This window comes from Flavobacteriaceae bacterium (genome assembly GCA_014075215.1).
Taxonomy (GTDB): Bacteria; Bacteroidota; Bacteroidia; order Flavobacteriales; family Flavobacteriaceae; genus Polaribacter.
The window spans coordinates 2,723,263-2,741,907 of the sequence record CP046177.1 but is presented as its reverse complement, the minus strand read 5'-3'; the positions used below and the strand labels follow the sequence as shown (position 1 = coordinate 2,741,907).

Below are 18,645 nucleotides of genomic sequence, written 5' to 3'. Positions count from 1 at the left end.
CTAAAATTGATATTCGGGAATATCCTCTAAAAAAATATAAGACTCGTTTTTGGTATCTATTTTACAAAAATAATGTTCCAATCCATTGGTAACCATTAAATATTTTGCTTTCAATTTTAGATTATACCTCGCTATTTGATCAAAAATTTCCTGCTTTATGGAAACAGCAGGTGATTTGCACTCCACTATAATTTCCGGGTTTCCTGCTTTATTATAAACAACAATATCTGTTCTTTTTTTCAGCCTGTTAAATATTAGCTGTTTTTCAATAGCGATATGAGAAACAGGGTATTTTTTAGCTTCTGTTAAAAATCGGGCCACATGTTGACGTACCCACTCTTCAGGAGTCAAAATGATGTATTTTTTTCTAAAATTATCAAAAATCAGCGCCTTATTTTCGCTATTTTTGATTTTAAAAGTATAAGACGGAAAATGTAATGGCTGCATGGTTTAAAAGCTATAAAGTTAAAAAGTTATAAAGTATCAAGTTAAAAGTTTCCTCAACTTTTTTAAAATATTACAAAAAACAACAATTATTCTCTTGAGAAAGAAAGTTAAAATGATATAAAAAGAGTAATTAAAACATTTTTTAAACCCTTGAATTTTTGAGTTCATTGAAACCGAGGTAATAATTTTATATGGATAAAATAAGTGAAATCATTTCAACAATTAAAAAAGGTGCTGTCAAACCTATTTATTTTTTAATGGGCGATGAACCTTACTATATTGATAAAATTTCAGATTATATTGAAAAAACGGTCTTAAATGAAACGGAAAAAGAATTTAATCAGCAAATAGTATACGGGAGAGAGGTTACCATAGAGGATATTGTATCTTCTGCAAAGCGATTTCCTATGATGGCACCATATCAGGTGGTGATTGTAAAAGAAGCACAAGATCTGAGCAGGCATATCGAAAAATTAACAAGTTATGCCGAGAATCCCCAAATCACCACTATTTTAGTTCTCAACTACAAATATAAGACACTTGATAAACGTAAAAAACTATATAAAGCTATCACCGCGTCCGGTTTGATTTATGAAAGTAAAAAATGGTATGAATATCAAATACCTGATTGGGTCAGTCGCTTGCTAAGCGAAAAAAATTACCAGATAGCACCCAAAGCAGCTCAAATGCTGGTTGAGTTTTTAGGAACCGATTTAAGCAAGATCAGTAATGAACTGGATAAGCTGATGCTAACACTACCGACAGGAACTACCATTAACTCGCAACATATTGAAGAAAATATAGGGATTTCCAAAGATTTTAATAATTTCGAATTGAGAAAAGCCATTGGAAAAAAGAATATTGTAAAGGCTAATAGAATTATCAATTATTTTTCTGAAAATCCTGGAAAAAATTCGATAGTGATGACCATTTCTTTGCTCAATACATTTTTTACACAGTTGTTATCATTTCATGGACTAAAAGACAAATCGAAGCACTCGGTAGCCAAATCACTGGGGATAAACCCTTATTTTGCAGATGAATATGTTATTGCGGCAAAAAACTATCCGATGCGTAAAGTAGCACAGGTGACCACATGGTTACGTGAAGCAGATATGAAAAGTAAGGGAGTGGGAGCATATCATCTAAGTCAAGGAGATATTTTAAAAGAACTACTGTTCAGGATCATGCATTAACGAATTTACTTTTTCCCTCAAAACCCGTAAGCTTTTTTAAACTTTTACACTTTATAACTTTTATACTTTCCACTGTATCAGCTACTTTTTTCAACGAGCTCTAATTTACTTAAAGATACTTCGGTAGTAAACATCCCATAGTTGATAAATGCTTTTTTCTTTTCAATTTTTTCAATGGTTCCTACGGCGTTTCCGTCCGGCAAACGCACTCTGTCATGGATATTAAAAATATAGTTTTCTTTGGCTTTTTGAATTTTAAGTGCTTCTTTTTTCTTTTCAGCACGAACTTTAACTACTTTTTGCAAGACTTCTTTTTCTATTTTTTTAATCGTCTCTTTTGCTTTTTTTTCTCGGGCTTTGATCTCTTTTTTTTGAGTTTTACCGGATTTTCCGGGGTTTTTCTTTATATATTTTGTTTTTTCGGCAGCAACCCATTTATTGAAATTAACAGTCAATTCTTTTTTATTATTTGTCTGGAAATATGTATTTAGCAATTCATTAATTTTTCTTCCCAAAGATAACATCCGCTGATTGTTATCATATAATTCCTGAAAACCGGCTAATTTTTCCTGAATTTTTTGCTCTTTCTCCTGTAAATTTTCTATATGCTCTTGTCCTTTTGATTTTTGCTTTTCCAAACCTTGAGAGGTCTTTTGCAATTTATTGCGTTCTTTTTGCAGCTTCGAGATGGTTTTATCTAATCGGATTTTTTCACTCTCAATTCGCTTTTTTGCCCGGTTAATCAAGCGAAACGGTATTCCGTTTTTTTGAGCCACTTCAAAAGTAAAAGAACTCCCGGGCTGCCCGATATCCAGGATATACAAAGGCTCAAGCGTACGTTCATTAAACTGCATGTTTGCATTTGCGACATTTTCCAATTCATTTGCCAATATTTTTAAATTGGCATAGTGAGTAGTAATAATACCTAAGGCATTTTTATGATAAAACTCTTCCAAAAAAATTTCTGCCAAAGCACCCCCTAATTCGGGGTCAGATCCGGTACCGAATTCATCGATTAAAAACAAGGTGTTTTCATTACAATTTCGCAGGAAATGACGCATGTTCTTTAAACGATAACTATATGTACTTAGCTGATTTTCAATAGATTGATTATCTCCAATATCTGTCAAAATGGTATCGAAAACACAGGTTTCGCTACGTTCATCGACAGGGATTAACAAACCGCTTTGCAGCATTAGCTGCAAGAGCCCCACGGTTTTTAACGTAATGCTTTTGCCTCCTGCATTGGGCCCGGAAACCACTATGATTTGTTGTTGATCATGCAATTCAATAGTTTGTGGAATAGTGGCGATTTTTTGTGCTTTGTTTTTTAGCCAAAGAATAGGGTGGAAGGCATTTTTAAAATATATTTTTTTTTCATTGACAATGGTAGGTAGCAATGCATGAATTGAATCTGCATATTTGGCTTTTGCGCTTATCACATCCAGACGGGTTAAAAAAGCAAAGTATTTTTTAAAAAGATCTTGAAAAGGGCGTAACTCATCGGATAAATCTTTTAGTATTTTTATAATTTCCTGCTTTTCCTCATATTCCAAATTTTGCAACTCTCTGCTGAAACTCAAAGTCGATTGCGGAGCCATATATACGATGCTTCCGGATTTTGATGACCCTAGAATACTACCGTTAATTTTTCGCCTGTACATGGCCTGTACTGCCAAAACACGCTGACTGCCCATAATGGTTTCCTTAATATCGGCTAAATACCCGGCAGCGATGGCTTTACTTAATTCTTTGTTAAAACTAGCCGCAATTTTACTCCTGACAAGACCAATTTCTTTTCGAATCTGTTTTAATACAGGCGATGCCGAATTTACAACTTCTCCGTAAGAAGTAATGATTTGTTTTACAGATGCAATAATATGGTTTGTAAATTCAATATGTTCGCTCAACTCATACAATGTTGGATAATACGTACTGAATTTTTTTAAAAATTTCTTTTGCTCATTGACGGTTTCCGAGATGGTTGCTAATTTTAAATACTGTTGGGGCTCTAAAAAACTGTTCTCAATACCTAATTTTTGAATTTCGACAGTAATAGTTTCAAAATAGTGGTTTGAAATTCTGTTTTCATTTTCAAAAGAAGCCAGGTACTCATTTACCAATGCTAACTCTTGCAATAAATACTTTTTCTCAGTGATGGGAACAATTTGTTTAATTTCCTGTTTGCCCGGTTCTGAAATAGCAAAATTAGCAACTTGTTCTAAGACGGTCTCAAATTCTAAATCTAATAATACTTTTTTTGAGATGGTATTTTTCAAAACCTTTATCTTTGATTATTTACAAAAATAATAAACAATGCAAGTCCATATTGATGAAAGTTGGAAAAATATTCTTCAACCGGAATTTGAAAAAAATTATTTTAGGGAATTGGTTTCTTTTGTAAAGTACGAATATACAAATCATCGATGCTACCCAAAGGGGAGTGCTATTTTTGCGGCATTTAATCACTGTCCTTTTGATCAGGTAAAAGTAGTTATTATCGGCCAGGATCCGTATCATGGCTTTGGACAAGCTAACGGCCTGTGCTTTTCAGTAGCAGACGGAGTTCAGCACCCGCCGTCATTAGTCAATATATTTAAAGAAATAGAAGCAGATATTCGGAAGCCATATCCTGTTTCCGGAGATTTATCGTTTTGGGCAAAACAAGGAATTTTATTATTGAATGCCACACTGACTGTCAAGGCTCGTCAACCCGGAAGCCACCAGAGGAAAGGCTGGGAGCAATTTACAGATGCTGTTATCGAACAAATTTCAACTCGGAAAAAACAGGTAGTTTTTTTGTTATGGGGCGGATTTGCAAAGAAAAAAGGAGAAAAAATCAATACCCAAAAACATTATGTCTTGTCTTTCGGGCACCCGTCACCGCTCAGTGCAAACAAAGGCTATTGGTTTGGAAATAAGCATTTCTCCAAAACAAATCAATATTTAAAGAGTATTCATAAAAGTGAAATAGAATGGTGAGACCTTTGTCAAAATAGCGATATATTCCGTATTTGAATTGCTAAAAACTTCTAATTTTCACTTAAATCCAAAAAGTTTAAATGAGTTCAACAGAAATAATTGTATATTTGTTAGCATACCTTGGGGATTTTTCCGGAGTTATTTGAATTAATTTTAATAAATAAACCTCTTATATATGAAACGTCGTTCATTTTTATCAACCGCAAGTTTAACAGGAATTGCACTAGTGGCAAGCACGCCGCTTACTTTGTTCGGGCAATCATCGCCCCAGTTATCAGCACACGAACAAAGTGTTTTACAAAAGTTTAAAAAAGAATTGGCTACTAATCTTAAAGATAAACCCGGCCATGAGGACCTGATTTATAAATTGACAACCCCTTCTAAAATTATCAATAGAAAAGAAATAACTGACGGGTTTGAATTAACATTCAAAAACCAGGGTTATAATTATGTGAAAATTTCCAATAAAAAAGGAATAGCTAAAATACACATAGGGCATACGGTTTCAAATTAAGAAGTTTCAGGTTAGAAAGTTCCGTGTTAAAAGTTGACTTGACTCGTATTTAACAAAAAAATGTTTGATAGAAAAACACCTTGAAAGTGTTTTTTTAATCAGAAAATTTTATCCCTGCGAAATTATACAAGGATTACCATTGCTAGCTGTTGGTTTAATTTCCCCATTTTGTTTTTGAATACCAATCTTTTTTCATTCTTTAACAGGAATTAGTTAATAACAGCATAGTATAATATGGCAATGACCATTATATGTACTGTTATTACAAGTACAATACTCAGAGATTTAACAATCTTTGGCGTGAAGTGTTACCACCTTGCCTTTATCAGAGATGGCAAAATCAAGATTATACTGCTTTTTTTGAGTCAAAAAAATCATTATTTTTCAATCTTTCAATCTTTCAATCTTTCAATCTTTCAATCTTTCAATCTTTCAATCTTTCAATCTTTCAATCTTTCAATCTTTCAATCTTTCAAATTTGACTTTTGTATCGTATCGTTTCCAAAGTTTCGTTTGATGTGTTTCCAAACTAATTTTTCTTCCCTGTATAAATGCAGCTGTTACCATATTTGTTCTCATATCCAAAGCATCTCCTTCGGAAATAAATAAGGTGGCATCTTTTCCTACGGCTAATGTTCCTGTAGTTTCATCAATTCCTAAAATTTTAGCAGCATTTCCCGAAATCAATTTTAATGCTTCTTCTTTGCCAAGGCCATAAGCAGCACAGGTACCTGCATAAAAGGGTATATTTCTGGTATTCATTCTTTCCATTTGCCCTTCCATGCCAATCGCAACGGTAATTCCTTTATCTACCAGTATTTTAGCATTTCTATAAGGAAATCATAGTCGTCATCTTCATTGGCAGGGACTCTGTGAGGTCTGTCCAGAATGACAGGAATGTTATTTTTTACGAGCAAATCGGCTACTTTATGCGCCTCATTACCGCGAACAATAACCATTTTTTTTATTCCCAGTTCTTTAAACATATTGACAGCATCAGCAATTTCCCGCTGCCTGTTAACATGAATAAATAACTGTTGATTTCCGTTAAACAACCCTTTTGTAGCAGCATATGGCAAGTGCTTTTGTTTACGGTTTCCGGCCAAATACAATTTGGCATTCGTAAAAAAATCACTAACAGATTGTTTATTTTCCGCATACTTTGGATCCGGTTTTAATGCAGGATCTTCTCCCAGCCACCATCTGCCTCTCTTAAAACTACCGGGCCAGTTGATATGGATACCGTCATCTGTTTTTAGCGCTGCATCTTCCCAATTCCAGGCATCTAATTGCACTATGGAGGAAGTTCCTGAAATAGTAGCTCCTCTCGGTGTTACCTGGGCAATTAAAACGCCGTTAGGCCTCATGGATTCTACAACTTTACTTTCCGCATTATAAGCGATTAAACTTCTTATATGGGGTAGCATAGAGCCTGTTTCCTGAAAATCTCTGGTTGCTTTTACCGCATCTATTTCTGCCAAGCCCAAAGACGTATTTGCAACAATAAAACCGGGATATACGTGCTTGCCTTTTGCATTTATAATGGTACCCTTACGAGCGATTTTTGTGTTAGCATTCCCTATAAATGCAATTTTGCCTTTATCAAATATGATAAGTGCATTTTCTACCACCTGCCCATTTCCTATATGTGCGGTAGCACCTTCAATACTATAAGCAGTACTCTGTTTTGGAGCAGGAGTCTGCTGCGCAACTATACTTACGGTTAAAAAGAAAAATAGTAAGTGGTATATATATTGTTTTTTCATGATTCTTAGTTTTGTATTTCTTCTGTATCGCAATGAAAATTCCTACTGGTTTTCTTCCCGGGAGTTTGCATTTTTCCTCCATTCATTTTTTCTTTTAGCATCATATTTATGAGCTTATTCCTCTCTTCTTTTATCGCTCTGCGTTTTTTCATATCTTCTTCAATATCAAAAAATACTTTCCCTTCTATAATGGTCTTTTCCGTTTTGGTATAGACAGACAACGGGTGATCACTCCACAATACAACATCTGCATCTTTACCCGCTTTAATACTTCCAACCCTGTGATCTATATGTAATAATTTTGCCGGGTTGATAGTTACCATATTCCAGGCATCTGTTTCAGTCATACCACCGTATTTGATAGTCTTGGCTGCTTCCTGATTCAATCTTCTGGACATTTCCCGGTCATCGGAATTAATGGCTACGATAACTCCCGCATTATGCATGACGGAAGCATTGTATGGAATCGCATCATTCACTTCATATTTGTAGGCCCACCAATCCGAAAAAGTGGAACCGCCTACACCGTGTTTTTGCATTTTGTCTGCTACTTTATAACCTTCCAGAATATGTGTAAATGTGTTAATATTGAAATCAAACTTTTCTGCAACTTTCATCAGCATATTGATTTCACTTTGAACGTAAGAATGACAGGAAATAAAACGCTCTTTGTTTAAAATTTCGGCTAACGTTTCCAGTTCAATATCTTTCCTATAGGGCTTTCCGCTTTTCTTTCGTTTGTCGTATTCTTTTGCCCTTTGGAAATAATCTGTAAATACTTGCTCTACACCCATTCTTGTTTGCGGAAAACGGAAACTTGTTGTGGAACGGGATTGTTTTACATTTTCTCCCAAAGCAAATTTGATAAATTTGGGAGCATCTTTATAAATTAAATGATCTGCATTTTCACCCCATTTTAGTTTGATGATAGCCGATTGCCCGCCTATAGGATTTGCATAACCATGTAAAATTTGAATAGAGGTAACGCCACCGGTCAGGTTTCTGTAAATATTAATATCGTCCGGATTTACAACATCTTCTATGGTTACTTCTGCTGAAGAATTATGGCCGCTTTCATTAATAGCCGATGCCGCTATATGTGAATGCTCATCAATAATCCCCGCTGTCAAATGTTTTCCCGTACCGTCAATCACTCTTGCTCTTCTTGCTTTGATGTTTTTACCAATTTCTGCAATCTTGCCATTTTTTAATAATACATCCGTGTTTTCTAATATGCCTTCTTTCTCGCTGGTCCAGACAGTAGTATTTTTAATTAAAATGGTTTCTTGTTGCGGTTGCGTAAAGTTCCCTAAACCCATGTTCGGGTAACTTACGGGAATTACTTCGGGAACAGCAGATTTTTTCTTCTTTTTTTCCTTCTTCTTTTTTTTGCCCGTGTTTTTCTTAGTAGCTATCCAGGTAGATTCATTCCCCTTGTTATCATAATAAGTTCCTTGTAAACTACCATTAGCAGCAACATTACCGATGAGCCTTGTAAACTTTCCATTGTCATTTATGGTTAGCTGAATCCATTGATCTTTAAAAGAAAATGCAGATTTGACTTTTTTACCGTCCTTTTTTAAACTTCCTGTTTGTTTGGCAGCAGTGCGGTGAACCGTTAAGTCGAATGTTTTGTCATCTAAAACCAATGTGTATTCTCCTGAAATATTTTTGCTGTTCATGGAGTTCACAACATGTTGATTTCCTTGTACCCAATTTTCATAGATGATCGTTTCTTTATCAAAAATATCTCCCGAAGTAATTAAGAAATTGGCATGAGAACCGTTTTTCAGGTTTCCAATCTTTTGGTTTCCTAAAATTTGAGCAGGAATGGTTGTTAAAGCAGCTAGCGCTTTTTGTTTGTCATATCCGTGTGCAATTGCTTTTCGTAGGTTTTTGTGAAAAGAGCTCAGAGATTTCAAATCGTGAGTAGTCAGGGAAAAATTCACTCCGTTTTTACTTAAAATAGCCGGATTTGCAGGTTCCTGATTCCATTTTCTCATATCACTCAACGCAATTTGATTTGCTAAAAACGGGTCGCTCACATCATAGGCTTTTCTAAAGTTGATCGGGATCACAAAAGTGGCATTAGTTGCTTTGATGTTTTTCACCCTTTGGTATTCATCACCTGCTCCAACAATGGTATACTGGATTCCAAATGCATCGCCTACTTTATCAGCTCTTAAAGCATCTAAATACCCGCCGGCATCAAAAATCTGTACCATCCCTTTATTTTTATTTAGTGCTGCCAGGGATGCATCTTTGTTTTTTGCATTTCCGCCGGCATACCAATCCGCATCCAGATATGTTTGTCGCAATAAAGCCATTGCACCCATTCTTGAGGTAGGGTAGGATTGCCCGGATTGCACACTCTTTCTAAAAGACAGGTACTGTGCGGAATGTTTGTCCAGAATTCTGTAAGCATCATTAGATTGCCTGTTGAGGGCAACCAATATGCCATTACCTCTTATAATGCCGTCGTGCAGGTGTGTATTTACAACACCAAAACCGATATTCAGTAACTCCTTGGCTTTTTTATCATCGAATTTAAATAATGTGGCAGCATCGATCTCCGGCCGAATATGGTCATTCCAATAATACCCTGTTCTACCGGCATCATACTGCGGCTTTCTGTTCGGGTTTTTGGGTCGGGAGGGCTTTTTTATCCCGAAACCCGAATAAACTTCTACAAAAGAAGGGTATATGGTTTTTCCCGAAAGATCCACTGTTTTGGTTCCTTTGGGGATTTCGACAGACCTACCGACGTCGACTACCTTTCCGTCTTTCACCAGTAACCTTCCTTTTTTGATACTTTCGGTTGAAGAAACATAAATTTTTGCGTTGATAAATGCAACTGTACTATTATCTGTCGTTTTTACACCGGTATTGGAGGGAAAATAATCCTGTGCATTCACCATTGAAATAGCGAATAATAAGAATATTAAAATTGGTTTTTTCATGTAAGGTTGGTTATTTAACTAAGAACTCGCTTAAACAGGTTCTGATTTATAAATGTATTGAGAACTCGATTGGTATTAAATTTTTAATTTAATTTTAACATAATTTTAAGAAATTCATTGCTTGTCCCGGCCTTTAAAAAAAGAGCCTAAATCAATTTGTAAAATCTCTGTAATTTCAATGAGGCGATAAATGTCTAATTTGTTGTTCCCTTTTTCAATTTTGAAATATCCACTAAGAGATATGTTTAATTGACTTGCTAAATCTGCTTGCGTGATTTTTAATTTTTTTCTGCGAGTTATAATTTTTTCTAAAATTACAGCAACCTTATCTTGAGTATTTTGGGAGCGGTGTTTTCTTTTCATTTGAAAATTTATTTACGCAAAGATAAGGAAAAAAATAAGAATGAAGTTTGTACTTTTAAGACTAACGGTTTTCAGGTAGTAGCTTCTCCTTACTGAAAACCGTTAGTCCAAAAAAGCCATTTGTTTTTTTGGTACTATTCAAAAGATACGATAGGTTTGAAAGTGGTAAATTCAATAGTTGGTAGCCATTTGATGACAATTGCGTTAAAAATTAGAGGTTCTGAAAAAAGAAAAAGCTGTAAATTGAAACAACAAAAGCCATTCACTTAATAGAGATAGAACCTTGAGAATAAACAAAATATTGGAGTTGAATTAAGATCATAGGGAATTTTTCCCGCCCCAACTTTAATAAGTTGGTTAACCATTAAATACAAACTAAATATGAAAAATGTATTTTTTGCACTAGCGTTTATGCTAGTAGGAACGTTTGCTTTTGCAAACAACACAAAAGTCCAAAATTCATCAATTATCAATATTAATGGGATTACATTTTCTAAATCATCTACTAAAGATAATGTAGAATTGTCAACCAATGATAATACAAAATCATCATTCTGTAGAGTTTCATGTTCTGTAAACATAGGAGGTGTTGAATTTAGTGCTAGTGCAGGTAACTTTCTAAGCTCATGCGAAAGAGCAGGGAGAAGATGTGCCGAAAAACTTGCAGGAGCGGTTGCACAATTTATGAGAGCACCCTCTGGTGGAGGTAATAATATGCCATATTATACCTAATAGTTTTGATTTTTATGACAGTACAATTAGTTTAAAAATTTCTTAACCTAATTGTGCTGTTTATAAATTTAACATAAATCTACGTCTCATGAAAACATATATAACCTTAATTATTCTATTCACAAACGTTTTTTTTTTACGCTCAAACATTAACAGTTGAATATGAAAAGAAAATAAACACTAAAGAAGCATTATTGTCTAAAACAGAGGTTTTTAGAATGATTTTTAATAAAAATAAATCTATTTTTTATGGAATTTCAAATGATTCTACTAAATATGAATACAAAAAATTCATCGAAAATGTGAAAAAAATCGGAGCTGTAAGACTTGTTAAAATGGATGATAACACTTACGACTATTCATTTAATGAAATGTTATACAAGGATTATTTTAAAGATACACTTTTTCTTAATGATTTGATTATGAATAAAATGATATGTATAGGTGAGAAAATAAATAAAATAGAATGGACAATTGATAGTGATATAAAAAAAGTGATTTTAGGAAAAAATTGTATTTCTGCTAAAACTGACTTTCGCGGTAGAGAATATACCGCTTTCTTCACAACAGAGATTGAAGGTATTAGCACTGGTCCGTGGAAATTCGATGGTTTACCTGGTGTTATATTATCAGTTAAAAGCGAGGATGGTTATGTATCATTTGAAGCACTTAAACTTTCCATACAAAATAAGGATTTAAAAATTAGCAATCCTTTTAAAAAAACAAAAAATATAAGCTGGGAAAAATTTAAAGAGCAATACAGGAATACTTTGTTAAATGCATTAAAACGAATGAAATCACTATCAGGAGAAGGTGAGTCAGGAAGCATAGAAATTACTGACAGAATAGAGGATTTAGGCATTAAAAAACTAAAGTTTTAAAGTGAAAAAAATATTATTCGTTTTTTTTATTTTTTTTTCAGAAACTACGATAGGTCAACTAGTAGTTAAAGGTACAATAAAGGACAGCTATGGAAATAATATCTCTCAAGCAAATGTATTTTTTAACAAAAAAAAACAATCAAATACTTTTGAAGAATTCACCATTGCTAAAAATGGGTACTTTGAGCATATTTTAAAGAGAAAATATGATAGTCTTTATATCACTATTCAAACTTTAGGTTATGAGGAAGAAGTTCTTTTATTAAAAAAATTAGATGTGAAAACTATCAATTTAAAATTTGAATTAATAGAAAGAACGATCTTTTTAGACGAAGTTTTTATTACATCTAAAAAAAGACCCTTTACAATAAAAAAGGACACTATAAGATATAGTGTAAAAGTGTCTCGTCCTAAAATAGGGCTACAGTTAATTATTAAAATTTATGCTACATTTTTGTGCACGTAATTAGGTGTTTTATAATCTAAAGATAAATGTAATCTTTTATTATTATATAATTTGATTGCATTTTTTGTTGCTTTTTTGGCGTGATTGATATTTGTAAATGTTTGGTCGAGGAAGAATTCATCTTTTAAAATTCCGTTAACTCTTTCGGCCATTGCGTTTTCGTAGCAATGATTTTCTTGGGTCATACTGATTTGTATCTTTTTTCTTTTCAAAATTTGAGTATAAACATTGCTACAATATTGTATTCCTCTATCAGAATGATGTATGATTTCTTCGGTATTTTTAGTTTGATAAATAGCTTTATTTAAAGCTCTAACACAGCCTTTAAGTTCTAAACTATCACTAATATCATAGCCTACTATTTTTCTTGAATACATATCAGTAATAAGTGCTAAATAACAAAATCCATTTATAGTTCTTATATAGGTAATATCCGAAGCCCAAACTTGGTTAGGTCTATTAATGATCAGGTCTTTTATGATATTTTTATATTTATAAAAACGATGGTAAGAGTTGGTTGTTTTAGAAGAATATTTTTTCCTTCTAATTAACAAATTATTTTCTTTTAAGATTCTAAATAACTGGTCTCTACCTATATTTATATTCTGTTTCCTAAAATCATTATGTAAGGATTTCATTAGCTTTCTAGTACCTTCTCTGGGTAATGTTTTCCTGCTTTTTTTAACAAGCATTATTACATTTTGTTCTATTTGTTTTTTAAGAACAAACCTTTTTTGATATTTGTAATAAGCATCTCTTTTTAACTCGAAAGCATTACAAATAGTAGCGATGGCGTACCTTCTTTTTTTTCTATTAATCGGTGCTATTTTCATTAAGGCTTTATGTTTAAGTTTTTTTTTAATTCTTCAACATTTTTATAGCCAAGATTTTCAGCAGCTACTTCAAGATAACTATCATTCACAAGTTTATCTAGATCCTTTTTAATAAGAAGATCTTTGAGTTGTTTTAGCTCTTTTTGAAGGGCTTTAATACGGGATAATTCGTCGTCTGTTTGCACGGTTACACGGGTGTTCATTAAATCTTTACGGTCATATTTTTTAATCCATACGTTTATCGTACTAGATTGTATGCCGTAAGTTAAGGCAATTTGTCTTTTGGAATGGTTTCCTTTGGTAAGTTCTGCTAATACTTTGAGTTTAAAACTCTCACTATAACGTCTTACATATCCATCATTTTTATACATATACTTGTTGTTTTTTGTATACATATTTCAGGACGGGTCAAAGAGTATACAGATGATAGTGAACGTAAGATAGAAGAAGTCATTAAAAAACTACCAGGCATTCAAGTTAATGAACAATCAGGTGAAATAAAATATAAAGGAAAATCTATTGAAACAGTTACGTTAGACGGAGATAATCTTTTTGGTTTTAATTATACATTAGGTACAAAAAATATCAATGTAGATATGGTAGAACAAATAGAAGCAATAGACAATTATTCAGAAAATCATCTTTTAAAAGGTATAGAGCAAGGTGGTAAGGTTTCTCTAAATTTAAAATTAAAAAAAGGAAAAACTGATTTATCAGGTAGTTTTGACGTTGGTTTAGGTATGCAAAATGAAAATAAAGGCGTATTAAATATAAATTCTAACATTTTATTGATAAATAGAATAGTAAAATCATTTTCAACTATATCAAGAAATAATATTGGAATTAATCATTCTCCATTTGATTATTTCAGTTTTAACCTAAATACTGAACAACTTTTAGAATCAAATTACACTACAAAAAAAATAATTCCTGAAACACAATTCTCTAATTTGTTAGATGATAAAAGAGTTAATATTAACAATCAGTTCTTTGGGAATTACAATGCTATTTTTAAACTTAAACCAAATTTGAGTATCAAAACTAATCTTTACTATCTAAAAGATAGAATCAGTACTAATCAATTATTTGAAAATCAATTTGAAATAAATAATCAAAATTTTATAACATCAGACAATACTTTTATAACTAAAAAACCTCAACAATATCGTGGTGATGTTAAAGTAAAATACAATACATCTAAAACCTCTCTTTTAGAATACAAATTAAGATTAAGGCAAGAGAACATTGAAACACCATCTACAGTTGTTCAAAATCAAACAGATACGTTTTCAACATTTTTAAATACAGAAGATTTTTATCTAAAGCAAGATTTACTTTGGACAAAAAAGCTATCTGATAAAAAAGCTTTACAAGTTTCTTTGTTTCATTCGTTTAATGATTTACCACAGAATTTTAGTAACACCATCGCTATTTGATAGCAATGCTTTAAATGACACACAAGAAAGCTATTTTCAAAAAACATTCCTTGAAGGAAAAGCAACTTATCTCGGTTCAGGAAAAAGAGATAAATATATTTTTTCTGTAGGTGCAAATTTGAATTCCTCACCTTTTGCTTCTAAATTATTTAATTCAGTGCAAACGATTTCTGAAAACAATTTTTCTTATACTCAAACTAATATTTTCAAAAGGGGTGTGTATAATTTTAATAGAGGAAATTGGCAAATTTCGCCTTCATACTCTATTCGTGTTTTAAATCAAAAATTGAAACAAAATATAGAAAATGTAGAAGAAGCTAAAAACGATTTTATTTTTGAACCTGCTTTAAACTTAAAATATAAATTGAATTCGATTTCCTTTTTATCTGTCAGTTTAGGTTATAATCAAAACACCAACGAAGAACAATATTTTTTCTTAAATAAAGTCTTAATTAATAACAGAACTACCATAAATAATATACCAAGTTTAGAATTACAGAACAGTCAAAGATATAGTTTGTTATATTTTAATAATGATTTATATAATCAGTTTCAACTTAATGTAAATGTAAGTTACCTAAAGTCAACAGGAAACTTTTTTACCAATCAAAACATCACAGAAAATACCACGCAAATAGAATACTTCTTTCTACCACAAGAGAATAGCAATTGGAATATGAATATACAAGTTTCAAAATATATTCCTTTTATTGAATCTACTTTAAAGTTAACAAGCAATTATTCTATTTCAAACTTTAGAAATGTGGTAAATAATTCTGATTTAAGACAAAATAAAAATCAATTTTTAAGCAATTCATTTTTTTGGAAAACAGCGTTTGATATTTTTATTAATTTTAAAAATACATTTACTTACCAATATTCCAATTCAAAAAACGAAAATCAAGCAGCATTTACAAATAAATCTTGGCAAAACACTTTCAAAGTCATTTTAAAAACTAATAAAAAATGGTCTTTTATAGTTTCGTCTGATTATTACTTACCTAATACTGAAAAATCAGATGAACAGTTTTTCTTTTTAGATGCAACTTTAAGGCATAAACCTAAAAACAAAAAATGGGAAACAAGTTTTATTATTAGAAACCTGACTAATGAAAAGAACTTTGAACAATTTCAAACTTCTGACATATCGACAGCAATATTTAGAAGTAATCTATTACCAATGTATTTTTTAGTAAATTTAACATGGAATTTTTAAAATAATAGAAATTGCGTTTGAATGAAAACGGCTACCAACAACGTATAAGCATAATAAGGGTTCAAAGTTAATAGTATTGGTAGTTTTGGATATGCAACAAAAAATGGTACAAAAAGTTAAGCTACATTTTTGATTTGATATAATTTTTCAAATTCGATGATATTTTTGTAACCAAGAGCAGAATGTCTTCTGTATCTGTTGTACCAAGTTTCTATGTATTCAAAGACTTTAATTTGAAGACTTTTGTTGGATATAAACTTATTGTCTATCATTAGTTCTGTTTTGATTGTTTTAAAAAAAGATTCAGCTACTGCATTATCCCAACAGTTTCCTTTTCTACTCATACTGGGTGTTACATGATAACTTTTAAGGATATTAACAAACGCATGAGATGCGTATTGTACACCTCGATCAGAATGAAAAATCATACCTTCACAAGGCATTCTGTTGTTTACAGCCATTCTCCATGCAGCAATGATAGTTTGTCTTGCTTTGAGTCCATTGCTCAAAGACCAACCAATGACTTTACGATCAAACAGGTCAATAATTACCGTTAAGTACAGCCATCCTTGTGCAGTCTTTAAATAGGTAATATCAGAAACCCATTTCTGTGCAGCAGCGGTAGCTTTAAAATCTCTATCCAATACATTATCAGCTACTGGATATTGATGCTTAGAATCTGTCGTGACAACAAATTTCTTTTTACGAACTGCTTTAATCCCGTGTTTTTTCATCAATCGTGCTACCCTAGACCTAGATACTTTAAACCCTTTAGCTTTGAGTTCCTCTGTAATTCTAGGACTTCCATAAGTAGATTTACTTCGCTCACAGATACGGTGAATCTCAGAGAGTAGCATACGATTTTTTCCATCTCTATCTGATGGAACATAATTCTTACTCCTGTAATAACTGTTTCTACTAATTTTAAAAATTTTACACATCTTCCCAACCGGATATTCTCTACTGTAATCTTTGATAAATTTCAATACTTCCGATCGCTCTTGGAGAAGATGCTCACGGCCTTTTTTAAGATATCCCGCTCCATGGTAACATCCTTGAGCTGTTTACGTAATCGCTCTAACTCTTTCTGATCTTCTGTGAGTTGTTTGACGCCATTACCGCTAAAAGCTAAATCAGGACGCTGTTCTAATTCTCTACGCCATCTGTAAATAAGATCTGCACTGATTCCCAATTCCATGGCAATCTGCTTTGTGTTACCTCGTACATTGCTTAATTCTACTGCTTTAATTTTAAACTCTTTACTGTATTTTCTTCGTTTCATATGGTTAAGTTATTTTAGATAAAATTAGCTTAACTCTTTGTCACTCTAAATGTAGCAAGTCCACATTAACCTCTATTTTAGATTATGAAATTTCTTTTACCTGCTATATTATTAGTGCTTATAGGTAAATCCGAAAATGCTTTTGCACAGAAAGATAAACTTTTAAGCATTACTTACGTTAAAGATTTTCGCTCTAAACTTGACACCAGTAAAGTTAAATCTTATAAGAAAGAGATCAGTAAATTAAACTCATTACTTGCTAAGTACTCCAAACAAGTTTCTTATCAATTACTTGTAGAAAATGATCATTCTTTGTTCACTATAAATGAACTTAAAATGGGTAAATCCGATTATGGCCTTAAAGAGATAGCAGGCTCAATTGGAGGAACAGACGGAAAATTTTATGTGAATAAAAAAGATGCTATTTACCTTAACGAATATCATTTTTTAGGTGAAGATTTTCTGACTGAAATAGAGGTTAAAAAATGGAAAATCACTGATGAATTCAAATTCATCAGTGATTTTAAATGCTATAAAGCCATTTCAGAAGATATAGTAACTAATATCAAAGGAACTTTCAGATTTAAAGTTATTGCGTGGTTTTGCCCTGAATTGCCCGGTTTTTTTGGCCCTGCCGGCTATTTCGGATTACCGGGGTTAATATTAGAGTTAGATAATGGTAAAATGACTCTCCGTGCTACAAAAATTCATTTTTCGAAATCTAAAAAGAAAAATATCAAACCCCTTAAGAAAGGAATTAAACTAACAAGAAAAGAGTTTGATGAATTTGTTAAGAAAAAAGCAAAAGAGATGTTTCCTAGCTATTTTAAAAAAAAGAATAAATAAAAAACTTTTTGAAAAGTGAGTCTTCTAAATATAACCTATGAAAAAAATAATTCTTAGTTTATTTATTCTTTTTTGGTATAAGAATGAAGTTTGTACTTCTAAGATTAACGGTTCTCAGGTAGTAATTTCTCCTTACTGAAAACCGTTAGTCCAAAAAAGCCATTTGCTTTTTTGGTACTATCCAAAAGATACGATAAGTTTGAAAGTGATATATTCAATAGCTAAAAAAATGCTACGTGCTTTCTCCGCTTGTAAATTTTAAGAATACAAAAACTGAAAATAGAAATATTGCTTAAAACCACTGCCTATGTAAATACACAATACCAAACAGAGAAAGTTTTGCAAAGATAAACCTTTTTCTACAAGTTTTAGGAATTTTGAACTTGTTCAATCAGATAAAATTCAAATTAAATAAATAACAATTTAAATTTTTACACGATGAAAAAAATAATTTTAACCCTAGTTTTCGTTATGGGAATGACAATTACGACTATGGGAAGTATCGATAGTAATTCTAATTTAATAAAACAAGTTGAAGTTCAACAAGTAGAAATTGAATCAGACCCAGATGCGTGTTTTCAGTTAGGTGGTCAGATATTTTTCTTTTTAGTTGATAATGGTATTCATCCAAATCAGGCAAATGATATAGCTAAAGCTATTGAATTAGTGTGTAATATATTAACTTAATAATTAAAAAAGCAAAGGGTTTGTTATAACAAACCCTT

The 18,645-nt window shown here is 32.1% G+C and carries 17 protein-coding genes and 1 pseudogene; 10 read left to right on the top strand and 8 right to left on the bottom strand.

The features are described from left to right. The gene (locus tag GKR88_13470) at nucleotides 1-447 is read right to left on the bottom strand and encodes a restriction endonuclease subunit R (protein ID QMU65202.1); all 447 of its coding nucleotides are present in this window, start codon (nucleotides 445-447) and stop codon (nucleotides 1-3) included. A gap of 191 nt (nucleotides 448-638) precedes the next feature. Between GKR88_13470 and holA the strand changes: the two genes are divergently transcribed. Further along, on the top strand, nucleotides 639-1,643 hold the full coding sequence (gene holA, locus GKR88_13465; protein ID QMU65201.1) for a DNA polymerase III subunit delta: 1,005 nt from the start codon (nucleotides 639-641) through the stop codon (nucleotides 1,641-1,643). 77 nt (nucleotides 1,644-1,720) lie between these two features. Here holA and GKR88_13460 read toward each other — a convergent pair whose 3' ends face one another. Continuing rightward, complete coding sequence (locus GKR88_13460; GenBank protein QMU65200.1) at nucleotides 1,721-3,922, bottom strand: DNA mismatch repair protein MutS; 2,202 nt, start codon at nucleotides 3,920-3,922, stop codon at nucleotides 1,721-1,723. Between the two features lie 37 nt (nucleotides 3,923-3,959). Between GKR88_13460 and GKR88_13455 the strand changes: the two genes are divergently transcribed. Both GKR88_13455 and GKR88_13450 read left to right on the top strand, forming a co-directional pair. After that, entirely contained in the window at nucleotides 3,960-4,625 is a 666-nt protein-coding gene (locus tag GKR88_13455) for a uracil-DNA glycosylase (protein ID QMU65199.1), read from the top strand. A 175-nt stretch (nucleotides 4,626-4,800) separates the two neighbouring features. After that, a complete protein-coding gene (locus GKR88_13450) occupies nucleotides 4,801-5,139 on the top strand; it encodes a hypothetical protein (protein ID QMU65198.1) in 339 nt (112 codons plus the stop codon). 456 nt (nucleotides 5,140-5,595) lie between these two features. On the opposite strand, the pseudogene GKR88_13445 reads toward GKR88_13450, so the two are convergent. From GKR88_13445 to GKR88_13435, 3 genes and pseudogenes are all read right to left on the bottom strand, one after another. Next, nucleotides 5,596-6,905, bottom strand: a pseudogene (locus GKR88_13445) (amidohydrolase family protein). A 5-nt stretch (nucleotides 6,906-6,910) separates the two neighbouring features. Then, on the bottom strand, nucleotides 6,911-9,865 hold the full coding sequence (locus GKR88_13440; protein ID QMU65197.1) for an amidohydrolase family protein: 2,955 nt from the start codon (nucleotides 9,863-9,865) through the stop codon (nucleotides 6,911-6,913). Between the two features lie 114 nt (nucleotides 9,866-9,979). Further along, the gene (locus GKR88_13435; GenBank protein QMU65196.1) at nucleotides 9,980-10,228 is read right to left on the bottom strand and encodes a helix-turn-helix domain-containing protein; all 249 of its coding nucleotides are present in this window, start codon (nucleotides 10,226-10,228) and stop codon (nucleotides 9,980-9,982) included. A 381-nt stretch (nucleotides 10,229-10,609) separates the two neighbouring features. Between GKR88_13435 and GKR88_13430 the strand changes: the two genes are divergently transcribed. The 3 genes from GKR88_13430 (at nucleotide 10,610) to GKR88_13420 (ending at nucleotide 12,307) form a co-directional block, all read left to right on the top strand. Beyond that, complete coding sequence (locus GKR88_13430) at nucleotides 10,610-10,960, top strand: hypothetical protein (GenBank protein QMU65195.1); 351 nt, start codon at nucleotides 10,610-10,612, stop codon at nucleotides 10,958-10,960. 173 nt (nucleotides 10,961-11,133) lie between these two features. Next, the gene (locus GKR88_13425; GenBank protein ID QMU65194.1) at nucleotides 11,134-11,841 is read left to right on the top strand and encodes a GLPGLI family protein; all 708 of its coding nucleotides are present in this window, start codon (nucleotides 11,134-11,136) and stop codon (nucleotides 11,839-11,841) included. Between the two features lies 1 nt (nucleotide 11,842). Further along, nucleotides 11,843-12,307, top strand: coding sequence for a hypothetical protein (locus GKR88_13420; GenBank protein QMU65193.1), 465 nt, complete (start codon nucleotides 11,843-11,845; stop codon nucleotides 12,305-12,307). Here GKR88_13420 and GKR88_13415 read toward each other — a convergent pair. Together GKR88_13415 and GKR88_13410 are read right to left on the bottom strand one after the other, a co-directional pair. Then, on the bottom strand, nucleotides 12,283-13,140 hold the full coding sequence (locus GKR88_13415; protein QMU65192.1) for an IS3 family transposase: 858 nt from the start codon (nucleotides 13,138-13,140) through the stop codon (nucleotides 12,283-12,285). The two genes, GKR88_13420 and GKR88_13415, sit on opposite strands and share 25 nt — an antisense overlap. Next, a complete protein-coding gene (locus GKR88_13410; protein QMU65191.1) occupies nucleotides 13,140-13,511 on the bottom strand; it encodes a transposase in 372 nt (123 codons plus the stop codon). The genes GKR88_13415 and GKR88_13410 overlap by 1 nt, the downstream gene beginning before the upstream one ends. Nucleotides 13,512-13,736: 225 nt before the next feature. On the opposite strand from GKR88_13410, the gene GKR88_13405 reads away from it, so the two are divergent. Both GKR88_13405 and GKR88_13400 read left to right on the top strand, forming a co-directional pair. Then, nucleotides 13,737-14,576: a hypothetical protein gene (locus GKR88_13405; protein ID QMU65190.1), complete on the top strand. Its 840-nt coding sequence runs from the start codon at nucleotides 13,737-13,739 to the stop codon at nucleotides 14,574-14,576. After that, a complete protein-coding gene (locus tag GKR88_13400; GenBank protein QMU65189.1) occupies nucleotides 14,536-15,792 on the top strand; it encodes a hypothetical protein in 1,257 nt (418 codons plus the stop codon). Before GKR88_13405 ends, GKR88_13400 begins: the two co-directional genes overlap by 41 nt. Before the next feature lie 116 nt (nucleotides 15,793-15,908). Here GKR88_13400 and GKR88_13395 read toward each other — a convergent pair. After that, nucleotides 15,909-17,074 (bottom strand): IS3 family transposase gene (locus tag GKR88_13395; GenBank protein QMU65188.1). Its coding sequence is split into 2 segments (ribosomal slippage): nucleotides 15,909-16,825 and nucleotides 16,825-17,074, totalling 1,167 coding nucleotides; the frame shifts between segments, so codons are not numbered across the junction. Nucleotides 17,075-17,158: 84 nt separating this feature from the next. Here GKR88_13395 and GKR88_13390 point away from each other — a divergent pair. Continuing rightward, entirely contained in the window at nucleotides 17,159-17,920 is a 762-nt protein-coding gene (locus GKR88_13390) for a GLPGLI family protein (protein ID QMU65187.1), read from the top strand. Nucleotides 17,921-18,358: 438 nt separating this feature from the next. Continuing rightward, a complete protein-coding gene (locus GKR88_13385; protein QMU65186.1) occupies nucleotides 18,359-18,607 on the top strand; it encodes a hypothetical protein in 249 nt (82 codons plus the stop codon). The last annotated feature ends 38 nt before the right edge of the window (nucleotides 18,608-18,645 follow it).

Bases quoted from the DNA above. Each gene is read 5' to 3' on its own strand.
- GKR88_13390 (QMU65187.1), top strand. From the start codon at position 17,159: ATGAAATTTCTTTTACCTGCTATATTATTAGTGCTTATAGGTAAATCC.
- GKR88_13400 (QMU65189.1), top strand. From the start codon at position 14,536: ATGATTTACCACAGAATTTTAGTAACACCATCGCTATTTGATAGCAAT.
- GKR88_13435 (QMU65196.1), bottom strand. From the start codon at position 10,228: ATGAAAAGAAAACACCGCTCCCAAAATACTCAAGATAAGGTTGCTGTA.
- GKR88_13455 (QMU65199.1), top strand. From the start codon at position 3,960: ATGCAAGTCCATATTGATGAAAGTTGGAAAAATATTCTTCAACCGGAA.
- GKR88_13450 (QMU65198.1), top strand. From the start codon at position 4,801: ATGAAACGTCGTTCATTTTTATCAACCGCAAGTTTAACAGGAATTGCA.
- GKR88_13440 (QMU65197.1), bottom strand. From the start codon at position 9,865: ATGAAAAAACCAATTTTAATATTCTTATTATTCGCTATTTCAATGGTG.
- GKR88_13430 (QMU65195.1), top strand. From the start codon at position 10,610: ATGAAAAATGTATTTTTTGCACTAGCGTTTATGCTAGTAGGAACGTTT.
- GKR88_13410 (QMU65191.1), bottom strand. From the start codon at position 13,511: ATGTATAAAAATGATGGATATGTAAGACGTTATAGTGAGAGTTTTAAA.
- GKR88_13470 (QMU65202.1), bottom strand. From the start codon at position 447: ATGCAGCCATTACATTTTCCGTCTTATACTTTTAAAATCAAAAATAGC.
- GKR88_13405 (QMU65190.1), top strand. From the start codon at position 13,737: ATGGTAGAACAAATAGAAGCAATAGACAATTATTCAGAAAATCATCTT.
- GKR88_13385 (QMU65186.1), top strand. From the start codon at position 18,359: ATGAAAAAAATAATTTTAACCCTAGTTTTCGTTATGGGAATGACAATT.
- holA (QMU65201.1), top strand. From the start codon at position 639: ATGGATAAAATAAGTGAAATCATTTCAACAATTAAAAAAGGTGCTGTC.
- GKR88_13415 (QMU65192.1), bottom strand. From the start codon at position 13,140: ATGAAAATAGCACCGATTAATAGAAAAAAAAGAAGGTACGCCATCGCT.